This window comes from Shewanella sp. CAL98-MNA-CIBAN-0140 (assembly GCF_040309905.1).
GTDB lineage: Bacteria > Pseudomonadota > Gammaproteobacteria > Enterobacterales > Shewanellaceae > Shewanella > Shewanella psychromarinicola.
This window is the reverse complement of sequence record NZ_JBEOPI010000004.1, coordinates 108,978-127,680: the sequence shown is the minus strand read 5'-3', so window position 1 is coordinate 127,680 and position 18,703 is coordinate 108,978. Positions and strand designations below refer to the sequence as shown.

Here is an 18,703-nt window from a genome sequence, read left to right as displayed (position 1 = left end):
TAGGTCCATTGCTTATTATCCGTTTTACTATCACAGCAAACATCGGATAATACAGCGTTTTTTTGCAAAGAATACGCATTCCACAACGAATATCGTCATAGCAGGATCCTGTTTGTTACACCGAGCCAGCGCCATGATGGCCTTGACGTTGAAATACTAAGCAAACCAAAAGTGTTGTATCAGAAAAAAGAAAAGAGCATGGTGAACGATGAACAAAAAAAGAGTGGAACTGGCAGGCAATTGGTGAACTTGAGTTAAATCCAGAGCGGCACAAAGAAGCTACTTAACAATATAGCCAACAACTGTCTTAAAAAACACCGCTAGTTCGGATCATTTTTGTTTTTTCTAAAGTGGCTATTATTTCATCTTTTAACCCTTCTTTGAATTCTACCATTTTCGTTAACCGAAGATCTCTTTAATATTCAATTTGGTCAATGGGTTACGTATCAAATGAATATGATGTCTTATCATCTTCTATAATTATCGTTCGTTTGTAGAAATCAAGGTGAATTCTTAACTCAAATATTACATTTGAGTTTTTTCGCTTACATCACAAACTACGATCGCCTCCTGTGTCAGAATAGGGTACTTATTTTTCAAAAAATCATAGAATTATAGAATAATATGAGATGAAAAATATGACGATTTAATAATGGATAGAGAATTTTAAAATTACATAATATTATTTAGGAGGGGGAACAAAATGACAATACTATATTACGATTGCTTTTCAGGAATAAGCGGCGACATGAATCTAGGAGCAATGGTAGATGTAGGAGTCGATTTTGAATATCTAACTGAAATGCTAAATAAATTATCAGTCAAAAATGAATTTTATTTACATAGATCCAGAAAACAAAAAATGGGAATAGAAGGAACAAAGATTGATGTGATTTTAAATAAAGAAAATCATGAACATACCAATCATTCACATGAAGCTAAACATACCCATCATCATTCACATGAAGCTAAACATACCCATCATCATTCACATGAAGCTGAACATACTCATCATCATTCACATGAAGCTGAACATACTCATAATAATAATAACGCCGATGATCACCATCATAAACACCAACATAGAAATCTAGAAAGTATCAAGAAAATAATTAATGATGCTCCATATAATAAAAATATAAAGACGTTAAGTATCAATATGTTTATGGAGGTGGCTAAAGCAGAGGCCAAAGTTCATGGTAAAACAATTGAGGAGATTCATTTTCACGAAGTTGGAGCCGTCGACTCAATAGTTGATATTATAGGTGCCGCAATATGTTTTGATTATTTGAATGTTGATAAAATTATTTCATCCTCTGTAGAACTAGGTGGCGGTTTTGTAAAGTGTGCTCATGGGGTTATACCTGTACCGGCACCTGCAACTGTAGAGATTTTAAAAAATACTCCTGTAACATTGGGGAAAGTTAATTTTGAAACAACGACGCCTACAGGAGCTGCAATATTAAAAGCTAATGTAAATGAATTCACAAGCAAATTGAATTTTAATATTATAAAAACAGGATACGGATTAGGGACAAAAGATTTTGATATTCCAAATATGCTCAGAGTCTATATTGCAACGGAAATTGAAGAAGAAATTGGTAAATCAAGTACTGTCAAAGAAGAAAATAACGATTTTGATATAGAAGAACAAATCATTATCGAAGTTAATATAGATGATATGAATCCTGAGCTGTATGAAGCTATTGAAGAAAAGTTATTTGATAACGGTGCCCTAGATGTATATAAAACAAATATATTAATGAAAAAAAACAGACCTGCTATAAAACTTACCGTGTTAACTACAGTCGAACTTCTAAACAAAATTGAAAATATTTTATTTATGGAAACAACTACTCTAGGAATTAGAGAGTATCCTGTAAAAAAGAAGATGTTAAAAAGAACTTTCGAAAAAATCCAAACTAAATTTGGAGAGGTGGATATTAAAAAAGGTCTTTTGAATGGCAAGGTTGTTAAAATAAAGCCTGAATATGAAACTTGTAAAAAATTAGCAAAAATAAATAACGTTTCTATTTTGGATATATATTCAGAGGTGTCAACGTTAATTAAGTAAGAGACGATTATGAATAAAGGTAGAATATATCAAGACGTGTCAGATTCAATTTGTATGGAGAAGGTTATGAGTGAAAAATATATAGAATTAGTTAGTTATTTAAAAGGGTTGAAAAGAGTATTAGTAGCATTTTCAGGTGGTGTAGACAGTACTTTTTTGCTAAAAGCAGCTAAAGATGCGTTAGGCGATAATGCAGCCGCCGTCACAGTAAATTCACCATATATCCCAAGCTGGGAAATAGAAGAAGCAAAAGAATTTACAGAAAAAATGGGAATAAAACATGACTTTATTAAAGTTGGGATTATAGATGAAATAAAAAATAATCCTAGCGATAGATGTTATCTATGTAAAAAAGCTTTATTTTCTATGATTAAAGAAAAAGCTATAAATGAAGGTTTTGATTATGTAATCGATGGAACTAATCTTGATGATATAAAAGATTACCGCCCTGGAATTAAAGCCTTAAATGAATTGAAAATTGTAAGTCCTCTACTGGAATGTAAAATCACAAAATCTGATGTTAGGGAAATGTCAAAGGATCTCAACCTTTTGACTTGGAATAAGCCGGCCGGTGCATGTTTATTGACAAGAATTCCTTTCGATACGAGGCTAGAAATTGATGATATTAATAGGATAGAGAAAGCTGAAAAGTATTTAAGAGATAAAGGTATTGCTGCTGTAAGAGTCCGTTCTCATGGAGATCTGGCAAGAATTGAAATAGACCCAACAATAAGAGATCAATTATTTAATACAGATTTTCTAGATGAGATATCAAGAAAGTTAAAAGAATATGGGTTTAAGTACGTAACTATAGATGCAGCAGGTTATAAAATGGGAAGTTTAAATAGCTAAGGGGTATTTTAAAATGACTGAAGTTGAAATTAAAAAAATATTAAACGCAATTAAAGATAGTGATTTAAGTGTTGATGATGCTTTTGATAATCTAAAAGAACTTCCATTCAAAGATCTAGGTTTTGCTATGATCGATAATCATAGAGAGATCAGAGTAGGTTGTCCTGAGGTGATCTACGGTGGTGGTAAGACTACTGAGCAAATAAGAGAAATTATTAAATTTATGCTTACCAAAAAAAATAATATCTTAGCAACGAGAGTAGGCGATGAAGTATATGAAGCTGTAAAAGATCTCGATCCTAGATTAATGTATAACAAATTAGGACGAACTATTACCCTCGAATTAAATGCCATTAAAAAGACAGAAGATTATATTGCTATTATATCAGCAGGAACATCCGACATTCCTGTGGTTGAAGAAGCAAAAGAAACAGCTCTTATTCTTGGAAATAAAGTAAAAATTATAAATGATGTTGGTGTAGCCGGAATACATAGGCTTTTTTCAAAATTAGATGTGATTAGGAAGGCAAAAGTTATTATAGTTGTTGCAGGCATGGAAGGAGCTCTTGCTAGTGTTATAGGTGGACTGGTAGAGAAACCAATCATTGCTGTTCCGACAAGTGTAGGATATGGAGCCTCACTAAATGGAATCGCTGCACTACTATCAATGCTCAACAGTTGTGCTAGTGGCGTCAGTGTTGTGAATATAGATAATGGATTTGGTGCTGCATATAATGCAAGTATCATCAATAAATTGTAATGTAATGTTAAAATATGTGACGGTGTACTTAACAATACTTACTGCTATAGTTTACAATTCGTTAGTTTAAAAATATTACTTTTTATTTATTAGGAGGATTTACTTATGTTTCAGAAAATAAAAATGCCTTATGCTAAGAAAACTGTAGAGATTTCAATAGAAAAAAAATATCTTCAAGCAGTATTAATACCACAAACTGACGAATTTGATCCAAAAATGACTCAAGAAGAAATTGTTCTAAAATCTTTAGAGAATCCGATTGGCACAAAAAAATTATCAGAATTAGCCGTCGGAAAGAATAAAATTGTATTTGTTACCAGCGATCACACAAGACCACTTCCTAGTAGAGTAACTGTTCCATTGATATTAAAAGAGATAAGGAAAGGTAATCCAGATGCTGAGATAACTATTCTTATTGCTACAGGATTTCATCGACCTACTACTAGAGAAGAATTGATTTATAAAATGGGAGAAGAAGTAGTTGATAATGAAATAATTTGTAATCACATATCAACTAACGATGAAGATCAAGTATTTATGGGTACTCTGCCTTCTGGAGGTGACCTTTATTTAAATAAATTAGCTATGGAAGCTGATTTATTAATAGCTGAAGGATTTATCGAAGCCCATTTCTTCGCAGGATTTTCAGGTGGAAGAAAAAGTATATTACCAGGCATAGCTTCAGCTAAAACAATAATGTATAACCACAACTCAGAATTTATAAGCAATCCTAAATCTAGAACTGGGAACCTTGAAGATAATCCTATCCATAAAGATATGATATACGCAGCTAAACAATCTAAATGTGCATTTATCCTAAACACTGTAATCAATGGTGAAAAAGATATAATTGGATGTTTTACCGGAGATATAAGTGAAGCACATCTCGTAGGGTGTAAATTTGTTGATGATTTAGCTGCTGTAAAGAAAAATATTGCAGACATTGGCGTAACAACAAATGGCGGCTATCCTCTAGATCAAAATATATATCAAACTGTCAAAGGGCTAACTGCTGCTGAAGCCACTACAAGAGAAGGTGGAGTATTAATCGCACTCTCATCTTGTGTTGATGGACATGGAGGAGAAGGATTCTATAATAGTGTCGCATCAGCAAAAAATGCTAATGAAATTTTGGAAAAAGTAGCTAACATCAAAAAAGAAGATACTCTTCCTGACCAATGGGAATTTCAAATTTTAGCAAGATTATTATCTAAATATACAGTTATAATTGTAACTGATGAATGTGACCCTAAAATAATAACAGATATGCATATGGAGCATGCCTTTACTTTTGATGAAGCATTAGAAAAAGCGAGATCAATTGTTGGTAAAGAAGCAACAATTACAGTGGTTCCAGATGGCGTGGCTACAATTGTAAAATAAATAGCACTGCTTTATATTTTATATAAACCTCAACATTAATGTTGAGGTTTTTTTATGAGAAAAACAATAAAAAATATATCTACTATCGCAACAGGTTTAATTTTTTCCAAACCCAAAGCATTAAGAGGTAGGTAGATGATATCACCAACTAACCGCTTATTTTTATTCCAGGATATCAATTTTCTTTTTGAATATAATGATTTAAAAGATTAAAAGATGCGGATGTCGTGCCTTGTATGACTGAGTACATAGGGTAACAGGCATTCCTAGCGGAACAGGTCGTCAAGGATTTAACCAGAAAATCTGCAGACGCAGCACGGGAACCATCATGATTAACTGCAAGATAGCATTCCACTTACCCTGAAGCTGCGTCCGACGTCACGTCAACTACACCTTGTCTTGTCATCAGCGACCAGAATTCAACTAACGACGGCAGGCCTAGGTTGGATTATTTATTGTGGTCCCACATTACATTGGATTCCCCCTTGACTGCAGCCCTGAGCAATTCGAGTAAAGGCATGGCCCGATGCGACAGACTGACGGTCGGTGCGCCGTTATCGTCTTCCTCGTCTTTCATAGATGCTTTTGGCTCTGGCAACTGCTCGAGCGCAGCCTCCAGACTCACCAGCGCTGTCTGAACATCTTCTGCATAAAGAGCACTGGGAACCGTACCGCTATGCCCCATCATTTTAAGCAGCCGAATCGCCACGTCACCAAACATCTTTATGTCCCCGTAGGCAGGACTGGAAAAAGTTACTAGCATAATGGCTTCCTCTCTATTGAGTCGTTCATTTATTGGGATAGCTTCAGCCCTCCAATACTACAATTGGATTACATCGTCTTTGCGCACCTATTATCCTCTCAAGTTTGACTGTCTTTAATGGACTTGCGACTTAGACAGGTTTTAATAGGTTGCTCTTACCGTTTATGCTGCATCATTGTTGTAAATAGGTAAAGCTATTCATTTCTTTGGTGTCACGAGTTAACTTGGTAAATTCAATTTTTAAATTGAGGTGTTGTACCCAAAGCTGATACAAGGTTGTGATTAAGCATGGAGGAATTAAACAAATTAAGATAGAGGAATAATAAGGAAATATAATGAAAAACAGATCGGTACCGCTGTGATCGCCAGCGCTATTTGCATGCCAAGCATGGCCACGCTAGAGGTCGATGTATACATGGGTATCGATTAACACACCACGACACTAGCCAATACTAATTCAATCACAACAAGTGCGGATGGGCCGAATATCGAGCCACGATATAGAGGTTTACACAACATTGTTCATTACTACTATCAAGACGGTAGCCGCGCGGGCACCTGCGTGAGCCGTTTTCTTGCCACCATGCGGCACTTATGTCGTTGCCACTGAACATCAAGATCGAGTACTTGTGTTCGCGCACCGCGCCGTTGTTTCAAGTCTTTTAGTTTTATGCCTACGCTAAAGATCCTGTCTATGAAGCAAGGCGCAGTTCAACGGACGCTTACACATATTTCGGTGGTGAACGTTCATCAACATGACCGTTAGGTGTTATTCGGTAGGATCATAATTAATCTTGTTCTAATTCGGGATGTACTTGCTTTGCCGTTAACGCAATCACTTGTTGGCAATATGCTAAGTGATGACGAATCGTATCGAGGTATTGTGATGCTTGATAGTCAATTAAATACCAATTACTGGCTTGAGTTTCTGGGTCTTGGTTATAAAACAACGACTCGGCCATGATTAAGTCGCTTTGGTTGGCGTAAGTTAACCATTGCACGCTGGGTAAATTACTCAGTGCGGCTAACAATGCATATTGCACATCAAGATTGTCTGGTTGCTCAGTGGTCACTTGCAGGGCTAAACGCTGGGCGACGACAAACTTCGGATCGGTGTTATCGGGCGTTAATACTTGATTTTGACGGCGGCGGACTGCATCACTTAATAACACTTCAAATGGGTTAATTTCAACGGGCTCTGTCGTATTATCGTAAGTAAATGCAGTCGTTGCATCATCTACAAACAATTCTGGCCACTGAATATTATTGCTGGTGAGTTGCAAACCTAAAGCAATACGACGCTCACCTAACCAATTATGCACCATACAAGGTAAATACTCAGAAGAAGGCATTTCTGCGGGTCTTGCTAATGAAGGTAATAAAGACATACGTTGTACATTGACCTGTTTTGCTATCAGCGCCATTAATAAAATAGTCACCAATCCAGAAGAAGGCCAACACTTAAGTTGCGGGTCGAGTGTTTCACTCACTTCGGTTAACAATGACACTAATTGATTGTTATCTGGGCTGTTACTGACAACGAAGGCTTGACGTGAGCCTAGATAAGGGCCGTTACAAATATTAATCACCTTATCGGCCTCATGTTGAGTCCCGTTAAAAATGAAAGTATGTCCAATTTGGGCTGGCTGCCAATCACCCATTGAATTGCCTATGACAGTGACCTGCTGATAGTGCTCAGATAAAGCTGATGATGGGCCGTGTTCTTCATTAGGTGTATGCATAAAAGTGCGGTTCACTATTGTTAAATATCAGGGCTGTTTATCTCTCGTGATCGATGCGGTGAGTAAGGTCAACAGATCTTAATCAAATAAGGTGCTAATTCTGTGAGCTAAGTGGTAATTGTAACTCATTGGAACCTTATTGGGTTGAGAAACATAAACTATCGGCATTAAGGTTTGGCACGAGTCGACATGGGTCAAATTATGGTTAGATAATTGCTAAAAAGCTTTTCCTTTTGTGACACTTTAGTATAAATTAAAACAACTGTTTTAATTATTCGTTTAAGAGACTCTTATGAACCCATACCAAGCCCCGTTAAAGGACATGCAATTTTTATTGGAACAGGTATTTGATGCACAAGCTACGTGGGAACAGCTTCCTGCTATGGCAGATGCTGTCGACATGGATACCGCACTCGCCATTCTAGATGAAGCCAATAAGATCAGCCGTGATCTGCTTCACCCTTTAAATCGCAGCGGTGATGAGCAAGGAGTGGTTCATAAAGGCAACGACATTATTACCCCTGATGGTTTTAAGGAAGTGTACCAGCAGTTTTCTGAAGGCGGTTGGGTCGGTCTATGTGGTGAGCCTGACTTTGGTGGCATGGGTATGCCCAAAATGCTCGGTGTATTAGTTGATGAAATGGGCTATAGCGCCTGTAACTCATTTACTTTGTACAGTTCACTTACTGCAGGTGCTGCATTGTGTATTAATGCTCATGCAAATGATGAGTTAAAACAAACTTATTTACCCCATTTATATACTGGCCAATGGGCTGGTGCAATGGACATGACCGAGTCTCACGCAGGTTCAGATTTACGCGGTATCCGCACCAAAGCAGAACCTCTTGATGATGGCAGCTATTCGATTACCGGCAATAAGATTTTTATTACCGGAGGCGATCAAGATTTAACAGAAAACGTGATCCATTTAGTTTTAGCCAAACTGCCTAATTCAAAAGGTATTTCATTATTTTTAGTGCCTAAAATCAGCGTTAATAGTGACGGTAGTTTAGGTGAAGCAAATGGGGTGACGGTTGGGTCTATCGAACATAAGATGGGTCTTAAAGCGTCTGCTACTTGTGTGATGAACTACGAGAACGCCAAAGGCTTCTTAGTGGGTGAGCCCAATCGCGGTTTAGTGTGTATGTTTACTATGATGAACTACGAGCGTTTAGCGATTGGTTTACAAGGTTTAGGTAACTCGCAAGCGGCTTATCAAATGGCCAGCGATTATGCCAAAGATAGGTTACAAGGCATTGCAGCTGAAGGTTCCGCAACCGGTGCAACGTCAGATGCGATTATCGTCCATGGCGACGTGCGTCGTATGTTACTCACTATTCGTGCGCTGACAGAAGCGGGCCGTGCGTTATCGGTTTATACCGGTAAGCAGTTAGATTTAGCCAAATATGCTAGCGGCGATGTGCAAGCTAAAGCAGCAAAATATGTTGGCTTACTCACTCCGGTATCAAAAGCATTTTTAACAGATCGCGGACTAGATGCCACCATAATGGGCCAGCAAGTATTTGGTGGTCATGGCTATATTCGCGAAACGGGTATCGAGCAGTTTGTACGTGATACCCGCATTGCGCAGATTTATGAAGGCACTAACGGTATTCAAGCGATTGATTTCTTAGGGCGTAAAGTTACCGGTGATAACGTGGCAACCTTGACGCAATTTGCGGCTGAGGTGAATGCCAGTCTTGCAGGCTTAACTCACCCAAGTGTTGAGCATAAAGCCATGGTAAACCAAGTGTTTGATGAGTTACTGACCACAGCTAACTACATTAACGCTAACAAAAAATCACAACCAGCATTAGTTAATGCTTGTGCCGTAGACTTCTTAGATGCCTTTGGTTACGCGGTATACGGTTATTTTTGGTTATTGATGGCTGATAGAGCTTCAAACCATGAAGACCCGTCTTTTGCTGCTCAGAAGCAGTTTGTGGCTGATTTCTATATGGATAAGTTGTTATCAAAAGCTCAATATCATTTATCACAAGTTAATCAGGGTGATAAATCGATTATGGCCATGCCAGCAGAAATGTTCTAACGGTTTTATTTGGATTGTTCAGCTACAAAAAAAGCCTTCATTTGAAGGCTTTTTTTATCAGTGGCGTTATCTCATGGTTCATCATTGTTACAAGCTATGTTGACGCAATCCATCCTGACGCCAACTATGTCAACGTCGGATTGTGTAAATGATGTCGATAAAAATGATGGCTGTGCCGCAATAACTGCTTAGTCATAACGACCTAGCATGACCATCCCGTCATGATTATTAATCTAACCCGAGACTGATTATTCTCTCAAGTTGTGGTTACTTAGTTCGTTTCCAATAAACAAATGCCACGATAGCCACTAACATAATTGCTGGGCTGAGCTGAGCGAAATGATGAAACAAGCCCATGCCACCATGTCCCTCATGTGCCATCGCAATAGTTGGCATAGTGGCAAGGATAAAGGCAATTGATAAATATTTCATGGTGTAGTCCTTCTTTTTTTAAAGTTACTCGGGTTATTAGGTTAGGGTATTTTAATATTACTATTAGCTAAAAACTTACGTGTCCATAACGAGTTGCATTAACATCATGTCCTCACCGTCAATCACTTTGGTGTGATTTGACTGGCAAACGGGGCAAATAATAGTTCGTTCATCGACTTGCGATTGCTGTTGGCATTGATTGCACTGCAAAACTAATGCTTGGATATTGATGATTAATTTTGCCTGGTGACAAATACTGTCTAATTTAAACGTTTCAAACGCTTGAGACAGTAGGGCTGGCTCAACGCCACTTAACACACCAATTTTCAGTTCAACTTGCTCAATCCGTGTGGCTTTATGTTCCAAAGCCAGTGCTTCGCATTGTTCCATTAGTGACATCACAATCGAGTATTCGTGCATTAACAGATCCTTGGCAGTAATTCACCTTGCGGTAAATCTAAATAGCGACTGCTACCCCAAGGCGTCTGCAACACCACTTTGCCAGGATGACTCTCAGTCACTTGGCCGATAATAGCGGCGTGTTCGCAGTGGCCATATCGCTGCATAACTTCAATTGCGCCTTGGGCTATATCCATTGGCAGCGCCATAATAAAGGTGCCCTCATTGGCTAAGTCAAAAGGTTCAAAGCCAAATAACTCACATAAGCCTTTCACTTCGTCACAAATAGGAATGCTGGCTTCCTCGACGTTAATGCCAATCTGCGACGCTTTAGCCCACTCATTTAACACTGCAGATAATCCACCTCGTGTGGCATCACGCATTGCATGCATTTTGATATTGGCAATCAACAGTTGTTCAACAATGGGCCATAAGGTATCGCAGTCACTGCATAAGTCAGACTCAAGCGTTAAGCCATCACGGGCCATTAAAATTGCCGCGCCGTGGCGGCCAATATCCCGAGAAACAATAATGGCGTCGCCCACTTGCAAATTACGTGCTGAAATATCGGGATTTAAAATACGGCCTACGCCAGAGGTGTTAATAAATAGTCCGTCGGCACAGCCTTTAGGCACCACTTTAGTGTCGCCACAGACAATTCGTGCGCCAGACTTATGTAATTCAGCGGCCATGCTATTGACTATGGTGTTGAGGTCATCCAGCGGAAAGCCTTCTTCAATGATAAAACTACAACTTAAGTATTCTGGTTGCGCCGCCATCATGGCTAAATCGTTTACGGTGCCAGCAATCGCTAATTTGCCGATATCGCCACCGGCAAAAAATAACGGTGACACGGTAAACGAGTCGGTAGTAAAAGCAATTTGACCACACATGTTCAATTTGGCCGCGTCTTCTTGCGAGGTCAAAATAGGATTATCAAAGGCTTTAAAAAACAGATCGTGAATGAGTTGATCCATTTCTTTACCGCCACCACCGTGGCTTAGTTGAATTGTTTTTTTAGTTGGCATGACTCACTTCTCCATAGCGGTAATAGGCATTACACGCGCCTTCCGAGCTCACCATACAGCTGCCAAGCGGTGTTTGCGGTGAACAGCCTCTACCAAACACTTTGCAGTCTTTAGGGTTAGCCAATCCACGTAAAATATCGCCACACATACAGGCTTTATGGTCATCGATTTCGGTTGTGGGTAAAATTTTGACATAAATGCGCTCGGCATCGCGATGATGATATTCAGGGCGCAGTGTCAGTGCCGAATTAGCAATAGGACCTAGTCCGCGCCAACGAAAGCTATCACGAACCATAAAATATTTGTCGACGAGTTGTTGAGCGGCTAGGTTGCCCTCATAACTCACGGAGCGACTATATTGATTATCAAGTTCAGCTTTGCCGGCGACTTTTTGGGTCACAATTCGTAAAATAGACTCCATAACATCCACGGGCTCAAACCCTGATACCACCACAGGTGTTTGATATTGATCAACCGTAGATTGATAGATTTTGGCTCCGCTAATCACGCTCACATGCGCCGGACCAATAAACGCGTTCACTTTACTGCGACTATCAGACATCACTGCATCAATGGCAGGTGGCACTAGCACATGGTTAATATGAAATAACAGATTATCAATTTTCAACGCTTCAGCTTGTGCCAATAAGGCGGCGGTCATTGGTGCAGAGGTTTCAAAACCAATGGCAAAGAAAATGACCGTTTTGTCAGGGTTATCTCGGGCAATCGTTAAGGTATCCAATGGATCGTATATTGGCCTAATATCGCAGCCTTTAGCGCGAAACTGCGCCAAGCTGCCCATTGAACCCGGTACTCTGATCATGTCGCCTAAGGTCACTAAAATGGTATCGGCTTGAGAGGCAAGGGTGGCCGCATGGTCAATTCGCTCTTTGGGCATAACGCAAACAGGACAACCAGGACCATGAATAAATTTGATGTTGTCTGGTAATAGTTGTAATAAACCGTACTTCATAATGGTATGGGTATGACCACCACAGACTTCCATAATGTTAATTTGATCGTCGGTTTTGTCGGCTTCTTGAGCAATCAATTGCGCTAAATGACGAATAGTCTGTGGATCACGAAACCCTTGGTAAAAGTCATTAAGCGTAATCATTATTCTGACTCCAATTGCATTTCAGTAATAATTTGTCGATACAACTCCAGGCTTTCCTGGGCATCATTGTGGTCAATTTTATTCATCACAAAGCCAATGTGGATTAATACAAAGTCGCCTAGTTCTAGTGGGTCGCTTATTAAATGGCAACTCACTCGACGTTTAACGCCAAGAGTATCAACTGTCACTGTTGCATCGTCATGAATTTCAACTACTTTTGATGGTACGGATAAACACATAACTAATATTCCTTATGTTCATCAAACCATGTGGCCAAGGTGTTCATTGAGTCAGAATCTTTCACTGACACAACTAATAACTCAACATTAGGGTTTAATTTACTTAACTGTGCTTTGGCCTCATCAATACTAAAATCAAAGTAAGGTAGCAGGTCAGACTTAGTGATAACGACTAAATCTGCTCGGCGGAACATTACCGGATACTTCTCAATTTTGTCATCACCTTCCGGCACTGATAACAAAACAATATTTTTATGAGTGCCGACATCGTAACTGGCTGGGCACACAAGATTACCCACATTTTCAACGAAACAAATATCAACATCATCTAAATTGATGTGATGCAGTGCGCCGTGAACCATAAAAGCATCAAGATGACAGGCTGATCCGGTTTGAATTTGATAGGCGTTAATGCCTTTGGCAATTAAGCGGTCGGCGTCGCGTGAGGTTTCAAGATCGCCTTCAATTACGGCATAGCGTGCATCAAGGTATTCATGTAAACATTCTAAAAGACTGGTTTTACCGCTGCCTGGGCTACTCATTAAATTAAAGGCGCTGACCTGATGAGCCGCAAAGTGATCACGATTGTGCTGCGCTTCTATATCATTTTTATCCAATATTTTATGGATAACAGCTAAGGTCTTTTTATCATTAAGCTGAGGATTACTATGAATAGTATGCTCATGATCATGAGTAATTGAACAGCCGCAGTCTTTACACATAATATATTCCTTAACCTTATTTGTTATGATTATTAACTAGTGTCGGTGAAGTGGTTAAAGGATTCTTTGATACACATCAGCTTTTGCAACAAAGACAGAGAACAACACGGTTGTTGAGTAAATAATGTGAGCGGCGCCGCAATTTATTGTTAGTGAACACTCGTAATGTATTCTTCAAGGTGCTTAAGCAGCCGATATGCCTAAGCCATATGATGAATGGCATACCACAATTGACCTAAAGCAATCCCGCCGTCATTAATAGGTATATGACCACTGGCTAAAAATTGCCGTTCACCGCGTCGACAATCATCAATGCACTGGGAGAGTAATGTTTTGTTTTGAAATACACCGCCACAAAACACCTGCGGTAACTGCGGATATTGTTGACCGATGTGATCAAGTTGCTGGCTGATAGCATCAATAAAATGCCAGCATACTTGCTGTTTAATGTAGGGTGTCTGTGAGTGGTTTATCACCAGGTTCACCAATTGAGTAATAAAGTCACTGCTGTGCCATTGAATGGGCTCAGGATCATTGTGGCTGACGGTGTTGAGCCTTATTGATAAAGGCTGCCGTTTTGGATGATTGCTATAGTCATTGGCTGCCGTTTCAATCATCATGCCTGCTTGGCCTTCATACTGCGAACTGCCAATAAAGTCTAATGCGACAGCAAGGGCATCAAATAAGCGCCCAACTGAGCGGCATTCAATGCAATGGCTGTTGTTATGCCATAACTTGTATAAATTAGTGACGGTTTTCTTGCCCACATTTTGTATTGCGGCAATGGGAAGCTCTAGCACCTGTTGCAGTGTCATTTGTTCAAATAATAATGCCAGCAGGATCCTAACAGGCTGCTTAATGGCTTGTTCACCGCCAATGAGCTTAAATGAACTAAAGTGCGCCACCGTGGTAAAACCGTTAACATCAGCCAGCATCACTTCGCTGCCCCATAAAACGCCGTCATCTCCCAAGCCTGTGCCATCAAAACTGAATCCTAATACTTGATCCGTACGCTGGTGCATTGCCATAACCGACAACACGTGGGCGAAATGATGTTGTATGCCAATACAGTGCGATTGCGGCAAATTATGCTCAGATTGGTAGTTTACAGCCCATTGGGTTGGCGCATATTGTGGATGATTATCATGCACAATATGGCTAGGGTTGAAGTCATACAAACGCTTAAAAGTGGCTAAGCTTTGAGTGAAATAGTGCTGAGCTTCAAGACTGAATAAATCACCAATGTGTGGCGACACAATCAAATTATCGGCAAAACCAAAGGCAACGGTGTTTTTTTGTTGTGCACCGACTGCCAATACACTGTTTTGACTGTCTGATAGCATGGGGGAGTGAAGATTAATGGTTAGCGGCGCATAGCCGCGGGCCAATCGAATAACTTGAACTTGCTCGTCAATCACTTGCACCACGCTGTCATCACAGGCATTAATAATGGGTCGGTTATGGTCGAGGATCCCATTGATCACATGGCCTAAATGCTGCTCTATCTCAGCGATATTACCGATAATGGGTTCACCACTGCGATTAGCACTGGTTGCCACAATGGGTTTGTTCAAGCGTTGCATTAATAAATGGTGTAATGGTGTGTAGGGCAAAAACACCCCAAGTCGATCAATACCAGGCGCGAGCAATGGACTCAATTCGATATCACTATGCTGACGTTTTTGCATCAAGGTAATCGGTTTCTCTGGGCTGGTTAATACCAACCATTCTGCTTCAGTGCCACTGACACATAATTGTGCTTGGGCTAAGTTTCTCACCATAATGGCCAATGGTTTGGCCGGACGTTGCTTACGTTGGCGTAGCGCCATAACGGCATCATTATTCGTGGCATCGCACACCAAATGGAAGCCGCCTAAGCCTTTAATGGCCACAATTCCGCCACGGTTTATCATCTCAACGGCCTGTTCTAAAGGCATTAACATAGATGAATCATAAAGAAATTCGGCGCTAGCATTGATGACGCTAAATGATAATTGTGGGCCACAATGTGGACAACTAACCGGTTGGGCATGATAGCGTCGATTGAGCGGGTCGGTATAAGCATCGCGGCAATTATCGCACATGACAAAGTCAGCCATGGCGGTGTTGCATCTGTCATAAGGCAGGGCATTGATAATAGTATAGCGCGGACCGCAATTGGTACAATTAGTAAACGGGTACTGATAGTGGCGATTATGAGGGTCGTTAATGTCATCGAGACAATCTTGGCAAATACTCTTGTCTGCCGAGATGGCCACTTTTGCATGCTCACCTGCAGAAATATGACTATCGATAATACTAAAACGGTGAAATATGCTTAATTGAGGTTGATGAGTCAGTTCAATAGCATCAATCCGCGCTAATGGCGGTGGCGAATGAGTTAAGGTTTCAATAAACTGCTCAATGATCTCACTGCGTCCCTGCAGCAAAATCGTCACCCCAAGATGATTATTCAGTACGCTACCGACTAAATTTAATTGGTGTGCGAGACGGAACACAAAGGGCCTGAATCCGACCCCTTGTACAATACCTTTAACAATAATGGTAACTTGTTGTGCTGGTTTCATAACAACCCTATCTCATACAAGGATAAGCAACAGCTGATATACTTAAGATAGCTCTTATCCACGACGTTGTTTGAGATATAACCCACCTATTGCGATATTGACACCATCAAAATCCAATAATGGATTGACCACCAGCGGAAAGTTTTTACCAATCCGTAATTGCACTCGATCAGTTAACACTGGGTTGGCAAATTCACTGCCTGCAATAATCAACTGTTTTATGCCAATATTTTGATCTAAATGTTCTATCCAATGGCTTAAGTAGTCAGCGAACGAGTCATGAAATGCAAAGGCTAACTTGGCTAAGTTAGTTTCCCCAGCTAACTTGAAGCTCATTAATGTGCCAAGGGTTTTACACCAATTAAGGCTGCGATGTGCAGCACCTTTGGTGAGTGGGAAATCAATTCGTGGTGCATTGTTGCCATGATGCGACATCGCCAACGCGATAAATTTATCTGCAAGTTCTGTTACCGTGACTCGCTGAGCTGTTTCTACCGGATAGGCGCCAATGATTAGGGTGGCCACCGCCATTAATTGTGACAGTGCCCCATCGTCTGCCTGAATGTGCAGATCCAATAATTGGTTATACTCGGCTGGAAATAACTGTTTAAATTTATCCAACAGACTTTTTTGCGGTGACTCAGACAAAGACTGACAGATCTCATAGCCCGATAACGGTAGCTCAGGCATTTCAAAAAATAAATCGGCCTCACTTTGGCTGTCTAGAGTGACAATTTGGCAAGCGTTTCGTTGGCTTAAATACAATACCGCAGCATGTTTTACAAATTGTGGTTTATTATTTTTTTTAGTGGAATGACATCGTAATAGCGCCGCATTTAACGCACACAAGCTAGTGGATATAGGTGCACTCTCCTCACTTGAATTCTTTGCAGTTGCACTGACTAACCTTGATGATGCCGGCTCGATGGGACTAACTTGCCATGCTATTGATGTTTTGGTGGTGTTAGCCGTAAACGTATGTTGGTCATCTTGGTAATGATTTTTATCGTGTAAGCAGGTCACGTTAGTGGGTAAAGGTATCGCGCCATTGCCTAGGGTGGTAATGGGTAACCAATGTTGATTAATACTCGCCAAACGCAATGGTTTATCGACAAGGGCATCTTGGCTGGTATGTGGATCAATATCGGTAGTGACATGCACCCAATTGATGCCTTTTTGGCGTAACACTTCCGTTAATATCACTAACAAACGATTTTCGGCAAATTGAATTTCATACAGCGGCGCCAATAAACTGGGATGATCGCTACTTGGTCGTACTCTAAGTAATGGTTTTTCGATACTAGATAAGGCCAATACTTGGCTGTCATTAACGATAAAATGGCTATTGAGCGAATTAGGATTACAGATCAATATTCGTGGCCGATGGTATTGAGCCGCTTGGTTTGCTGGCAATACAGCCTGTGATGATGCTGTGCCTTGAACGTCTGCATTTGGTTGAATTGCAGGCGTTAATATTTTTGCTGGTGGCGTTAACCACAAGGTTAGCCCAAGAATAGGCAAAGGGAGAGATTTATCCGCGAGTAAGCGGTTTGTCATTGTGGTAATGTCAGTCTGAGTTAATGATTTTTCATCACGGCTCAGCTTTTCATGACCCATACAGTGAGAACACTGCAGATTAATATCACCAAAAGAAGACTGTTGATTATCGCCAAATTTAGGTTGGCAATGCTGGCAAAAATACAGCGGCAACCCTGAATAGTTCGATTTAATATCAAACGGCTTATGCAGCCCACTGTGCTGTTCAATGCGTTGAATATGGGTGTCGAGTAGCCAAACGGATAATAAAAAATCATTGGCGATATCATCGGCAAACGCTTCTAATTCGGCTTGTGTGGCAAAGGCTTCAATAAAGTAACGTATATGATCCGTTTTAGGATCGAATACTTTACCAATGCTTATATTAAGCTCACTGCGATCGAGATATTGATTACACAAGTGCTCATACAAGGGCACAGGGCGTTGACATACAAAATCAAATCGAATGTTATGCATCGACATAGCAACCTCGCTTATAGGCATCAGGAATAACTTGATCAATGGTAATATCATTCACAATCTGCAGGCTAAACCCTAAGCTGGTCAAATGAGCTAACAGAGCGCGTTCCATCACCGGAATGGCGGCATGTAAATCTGGAGTGAGTCCCAAAATCATTGGTTCTATGACGGTTGGGGTCACGCCTAATACAAACGTTTGCGGCCTATCACCGACAATGTCCATCATGTTGAGTGTTTGCAGCATTTCCACTTCATGAGCACTGCCTTGCCAATCGATTTCTGCAGGGGCGTGATCAAAATCGAAAAAGTACACTTCACCCGGGGCAACACCGACACTATTGACCGTATCGACCACAATTAACTGGTCGTACTGGCTTATCATCGGAATAAGACCTTGGGCTAAGGTGCCACCATCAACAATATCAACATTGTCTGTTGGGTGGCTTAATTGGTATTTATCTTTGATATAATTGACAAAATGTACGCCGACTCCTTCATCGGCGTACAATACATTGCCTATACCTAACAGCAATATTTTTTTCACAATGATTAACTCACC

General features: G+C 40.2%; 16 protein-coding genes and 1 pseudogene. 6 read left to right on the top strand and 11 right to left on the bottom strand.

The window, feature by feature from the left end:
- Positions 1-72: 72 nt before the first annotated feature.
- The 5 genes and pseudogenes from AAEY93_RS03615 to larA all read left to right on the top strand — a co-directional run.
- Positions 73-287 (top strand): annotated as a pseudogene (locus tag AAEY93_RS03615) (IS3 family transposase); the annotation flags it as partial.
- A 416-nt stretch (positions 288-703) separates the two neighbouring features.
- Complete coding sequence (gene larC, locus AAEY93_RS03610; protein ID WP_124013096.1) at positions 704-2,074, top strand: nickel pincer cofactor biosynthesis protein LarC; 1,371 nt, start codon at positions 704-706, stop codon at positions 2,072-2,074.
- 66 nt (positions 2,075-2,140) lie between these two features.
- Entirely contained in the window at positions 2,141-2,926 is a 786-nt protein-coding gene (gene larE, locus AAEY93_RS03605; protein WP_124013160.1) for an ATP-dependent sacrificial sulfur transferase LarE, read from the top strand.
- Between the two features lie 13 nt (positions 2,927-2,939).
- Positions 2,940-3,686 (top strand): nickel pincer cofactor biosynthesis protein LarB, encoded by a 747-nt coding sequence (larB, locus tag AAEY93_RS03600; RefSeq protein WP_351075040.1) that lies wholly within the window; start codon positions 2,940-2,942, stop codon positions 3,684-3,686.
- 105 nt (positions 3,687-3,791) lie between these two features.
- Positions 3,792-5,069 (top strand): nickel-dependent lactate racemase, encoded by a 1,278-nt coding sequence (larA, locus tag AAEY93_RS03595; protein ID WP_101031232.1) that lies wholly within the window; start codon positions 3,792-3,794, stop codon positions 5,067-5,069.
- 448 nt (positions 5,070-5,517) lie between these two features.
- Here the strand turns inward: larA and AAEY93_RS03590 are convergent, their stop codons facing one another.
- Together AAEY93_RS03590 and AAEY93_RS03585 are read right to left on the bottom strand one after the other, a co-directional pair.
- Positions 5,518-5,832 carry a DUF1840 domain-containing protein gene (locus AAEY93_RS03590; protein WP_351075038.1) on the bottom strand — a complete coding sequence of 105 codons (315 nt, stop codon included), beginning with the start codon at positions 5,830-5,832 and terminating at the stop codon, positions 5,518-5,520.
- A gap of 788 nt (positions 5,833-6,620) precedes the next feature.
- Entirely contained in the window at positions 6,621-7,574 is a 954-nt protein-coding gene (locus tag AAEY93_RS03585; RefSeq protein ID WP_351075036.1) for a hypothetical protein, read from the bottom strand.
- 292 nt (positions 7,575-7,866) lie between these two features.
- On the opposite strand from AAEY93_RS03585, the gene AAEY93_RS03580 reads away from it, so the two are divergent.
- Positions 7,867-9,624, top strand: a complete 1,758-nt coding sequence (locus AAEY93_RS03580; protein WP_351075034.1) for an acyl-CoA dehydrogenase C-terminal domain-containing protein — start codon at positions 7,867-7,869, stop codon at positions 9,622-9,624.
- A 267-nt stretch (positions 9,625-9,891) separates the two neighbouring features.
- On the opposite strand, the gene AAEY93_RS03575 is transcribed toward AAEY93_RS03580, so the two are convergent.
- The 9 genes from AAEY93_RS03575 to AAEY93_RS03535 form a co-directional block, all read right to left on the bottom strand.
- Positions 9,892-10,056: a hypothetical protein gene (locus AAEY93_RS03575; RefSeq protein WP_164839476.1), complete on the bottom strand. Its 165-nt coding sequence runs from the start codon at positions 10,054-10,056 to the stop codon at positions 9,892-9,894.
- 75 nt (positions 10,057-10,131) lie between these two features.
- Positions 10,132-10,476 carry a hydrogenase maturation nickel metallochaperone HypA/HybF gene (locus AAEY93_RS03570; protein ID WP_101031240.1) on the bottom strand — a complete coding sequence of 115 codons (345 nt, stop codon included), beginning with the start codon at positions 10,474-10,476 and terminating at the stop codon, positions 10,132-10,134.
- Entirely contained in the window at positions 10,476-11,483 is a 1,008-nt protein-coding gene (hypE, locus tag AAEY93_RS03565; RefSeq protein WP_351075031.1) for a hydrogenase expression/formation protein HypE, read from the bottom strand. The genes AAEY93_RS03570 and hypE overlap by 1 nt, the downstream gene beginning before the upstream one ends.
- The gene (gene hypD / locus AAEY93_RS03560; protein ID WP_101031244.1) at positions 11,473-12,600 is read right to left on the bottom strand and encodes a hydrogenase formation protein HypD; all 1,128 of its coding nucleotides are present in this window, start codon (positions 12,598-12,600) and stop codon (positions 11,473-11,475) included. Before hypD ends, hypE begins: the two co-directional genes overlap by 11 nt.
- Positions 12,600-12,839, bottom strand: a complete 240-nt coding sequence (locus tag AAEY93_RS03555) for a HypC/HybG/HupF family hydrogenase formation chaperone (RefSeq protein ID WP_101031246.1) — start codon at positions 12,837-12,839, stop codon at positions 12,600-12,602. Before AAEY93_RS03555 ends, hypD begins: the two co-directional genes overlap by 1 nt.
- A 2-nt stretch (positions 12,840-12,841) precedes the next feature.
- Complete coding sequence (hypB, locus tag AAEY93_RS03550) at positions 12,842-13,561, bottom strand: hydrogenase nickel incorporation protein HypB (RefSeq protein WP_101031248.1); 720 nt, start codon at positions 13,559-13,561, stop codon at positions 12,842-12,844.
- A 200-nt stretch (positions 13,562-13,761) separates the two neighbouring features.
- Positions 13,762-16,128, bottom strand: coding sequence for a carbamoyltransferase HypF (gene hypF, locus AAEY93_RS03545; protein WP_351075028.1), 2,367 nt, complete (start codon positions 16,126-16,128; stop codon positions 13,762-13,764).
- 54 nt (positions 16,129-16,182) lie between these two features.
- Positions 16,183-18,147, bottom strand: coding sequence for a NiFe hydrogenase (locus AAEY93_RS03540; protein WP_351075026.1), 1,965 nt, complete (start codon positions 18,145-18,147; stop codon positions 16,183-16,185).
- On the bottom strand, positions 18,134-18,688 hold the full coding sequence (locus AAEY93_RS03535) for a HyaD/HybD family hydrogenase maturation endopeptidase (protein ID WP_124013105.1): 555 nt from the start codon (positions 18,686-18,688) through the stop codon (positions 18,134-18,136). Before AAEY93_RS03535 ends, AAEY93_RS03540 begins: the two co-directional genes overlap by 14 nt.
- Positions 18,689-18,703 lie beyond the last annotated feature (15 nt).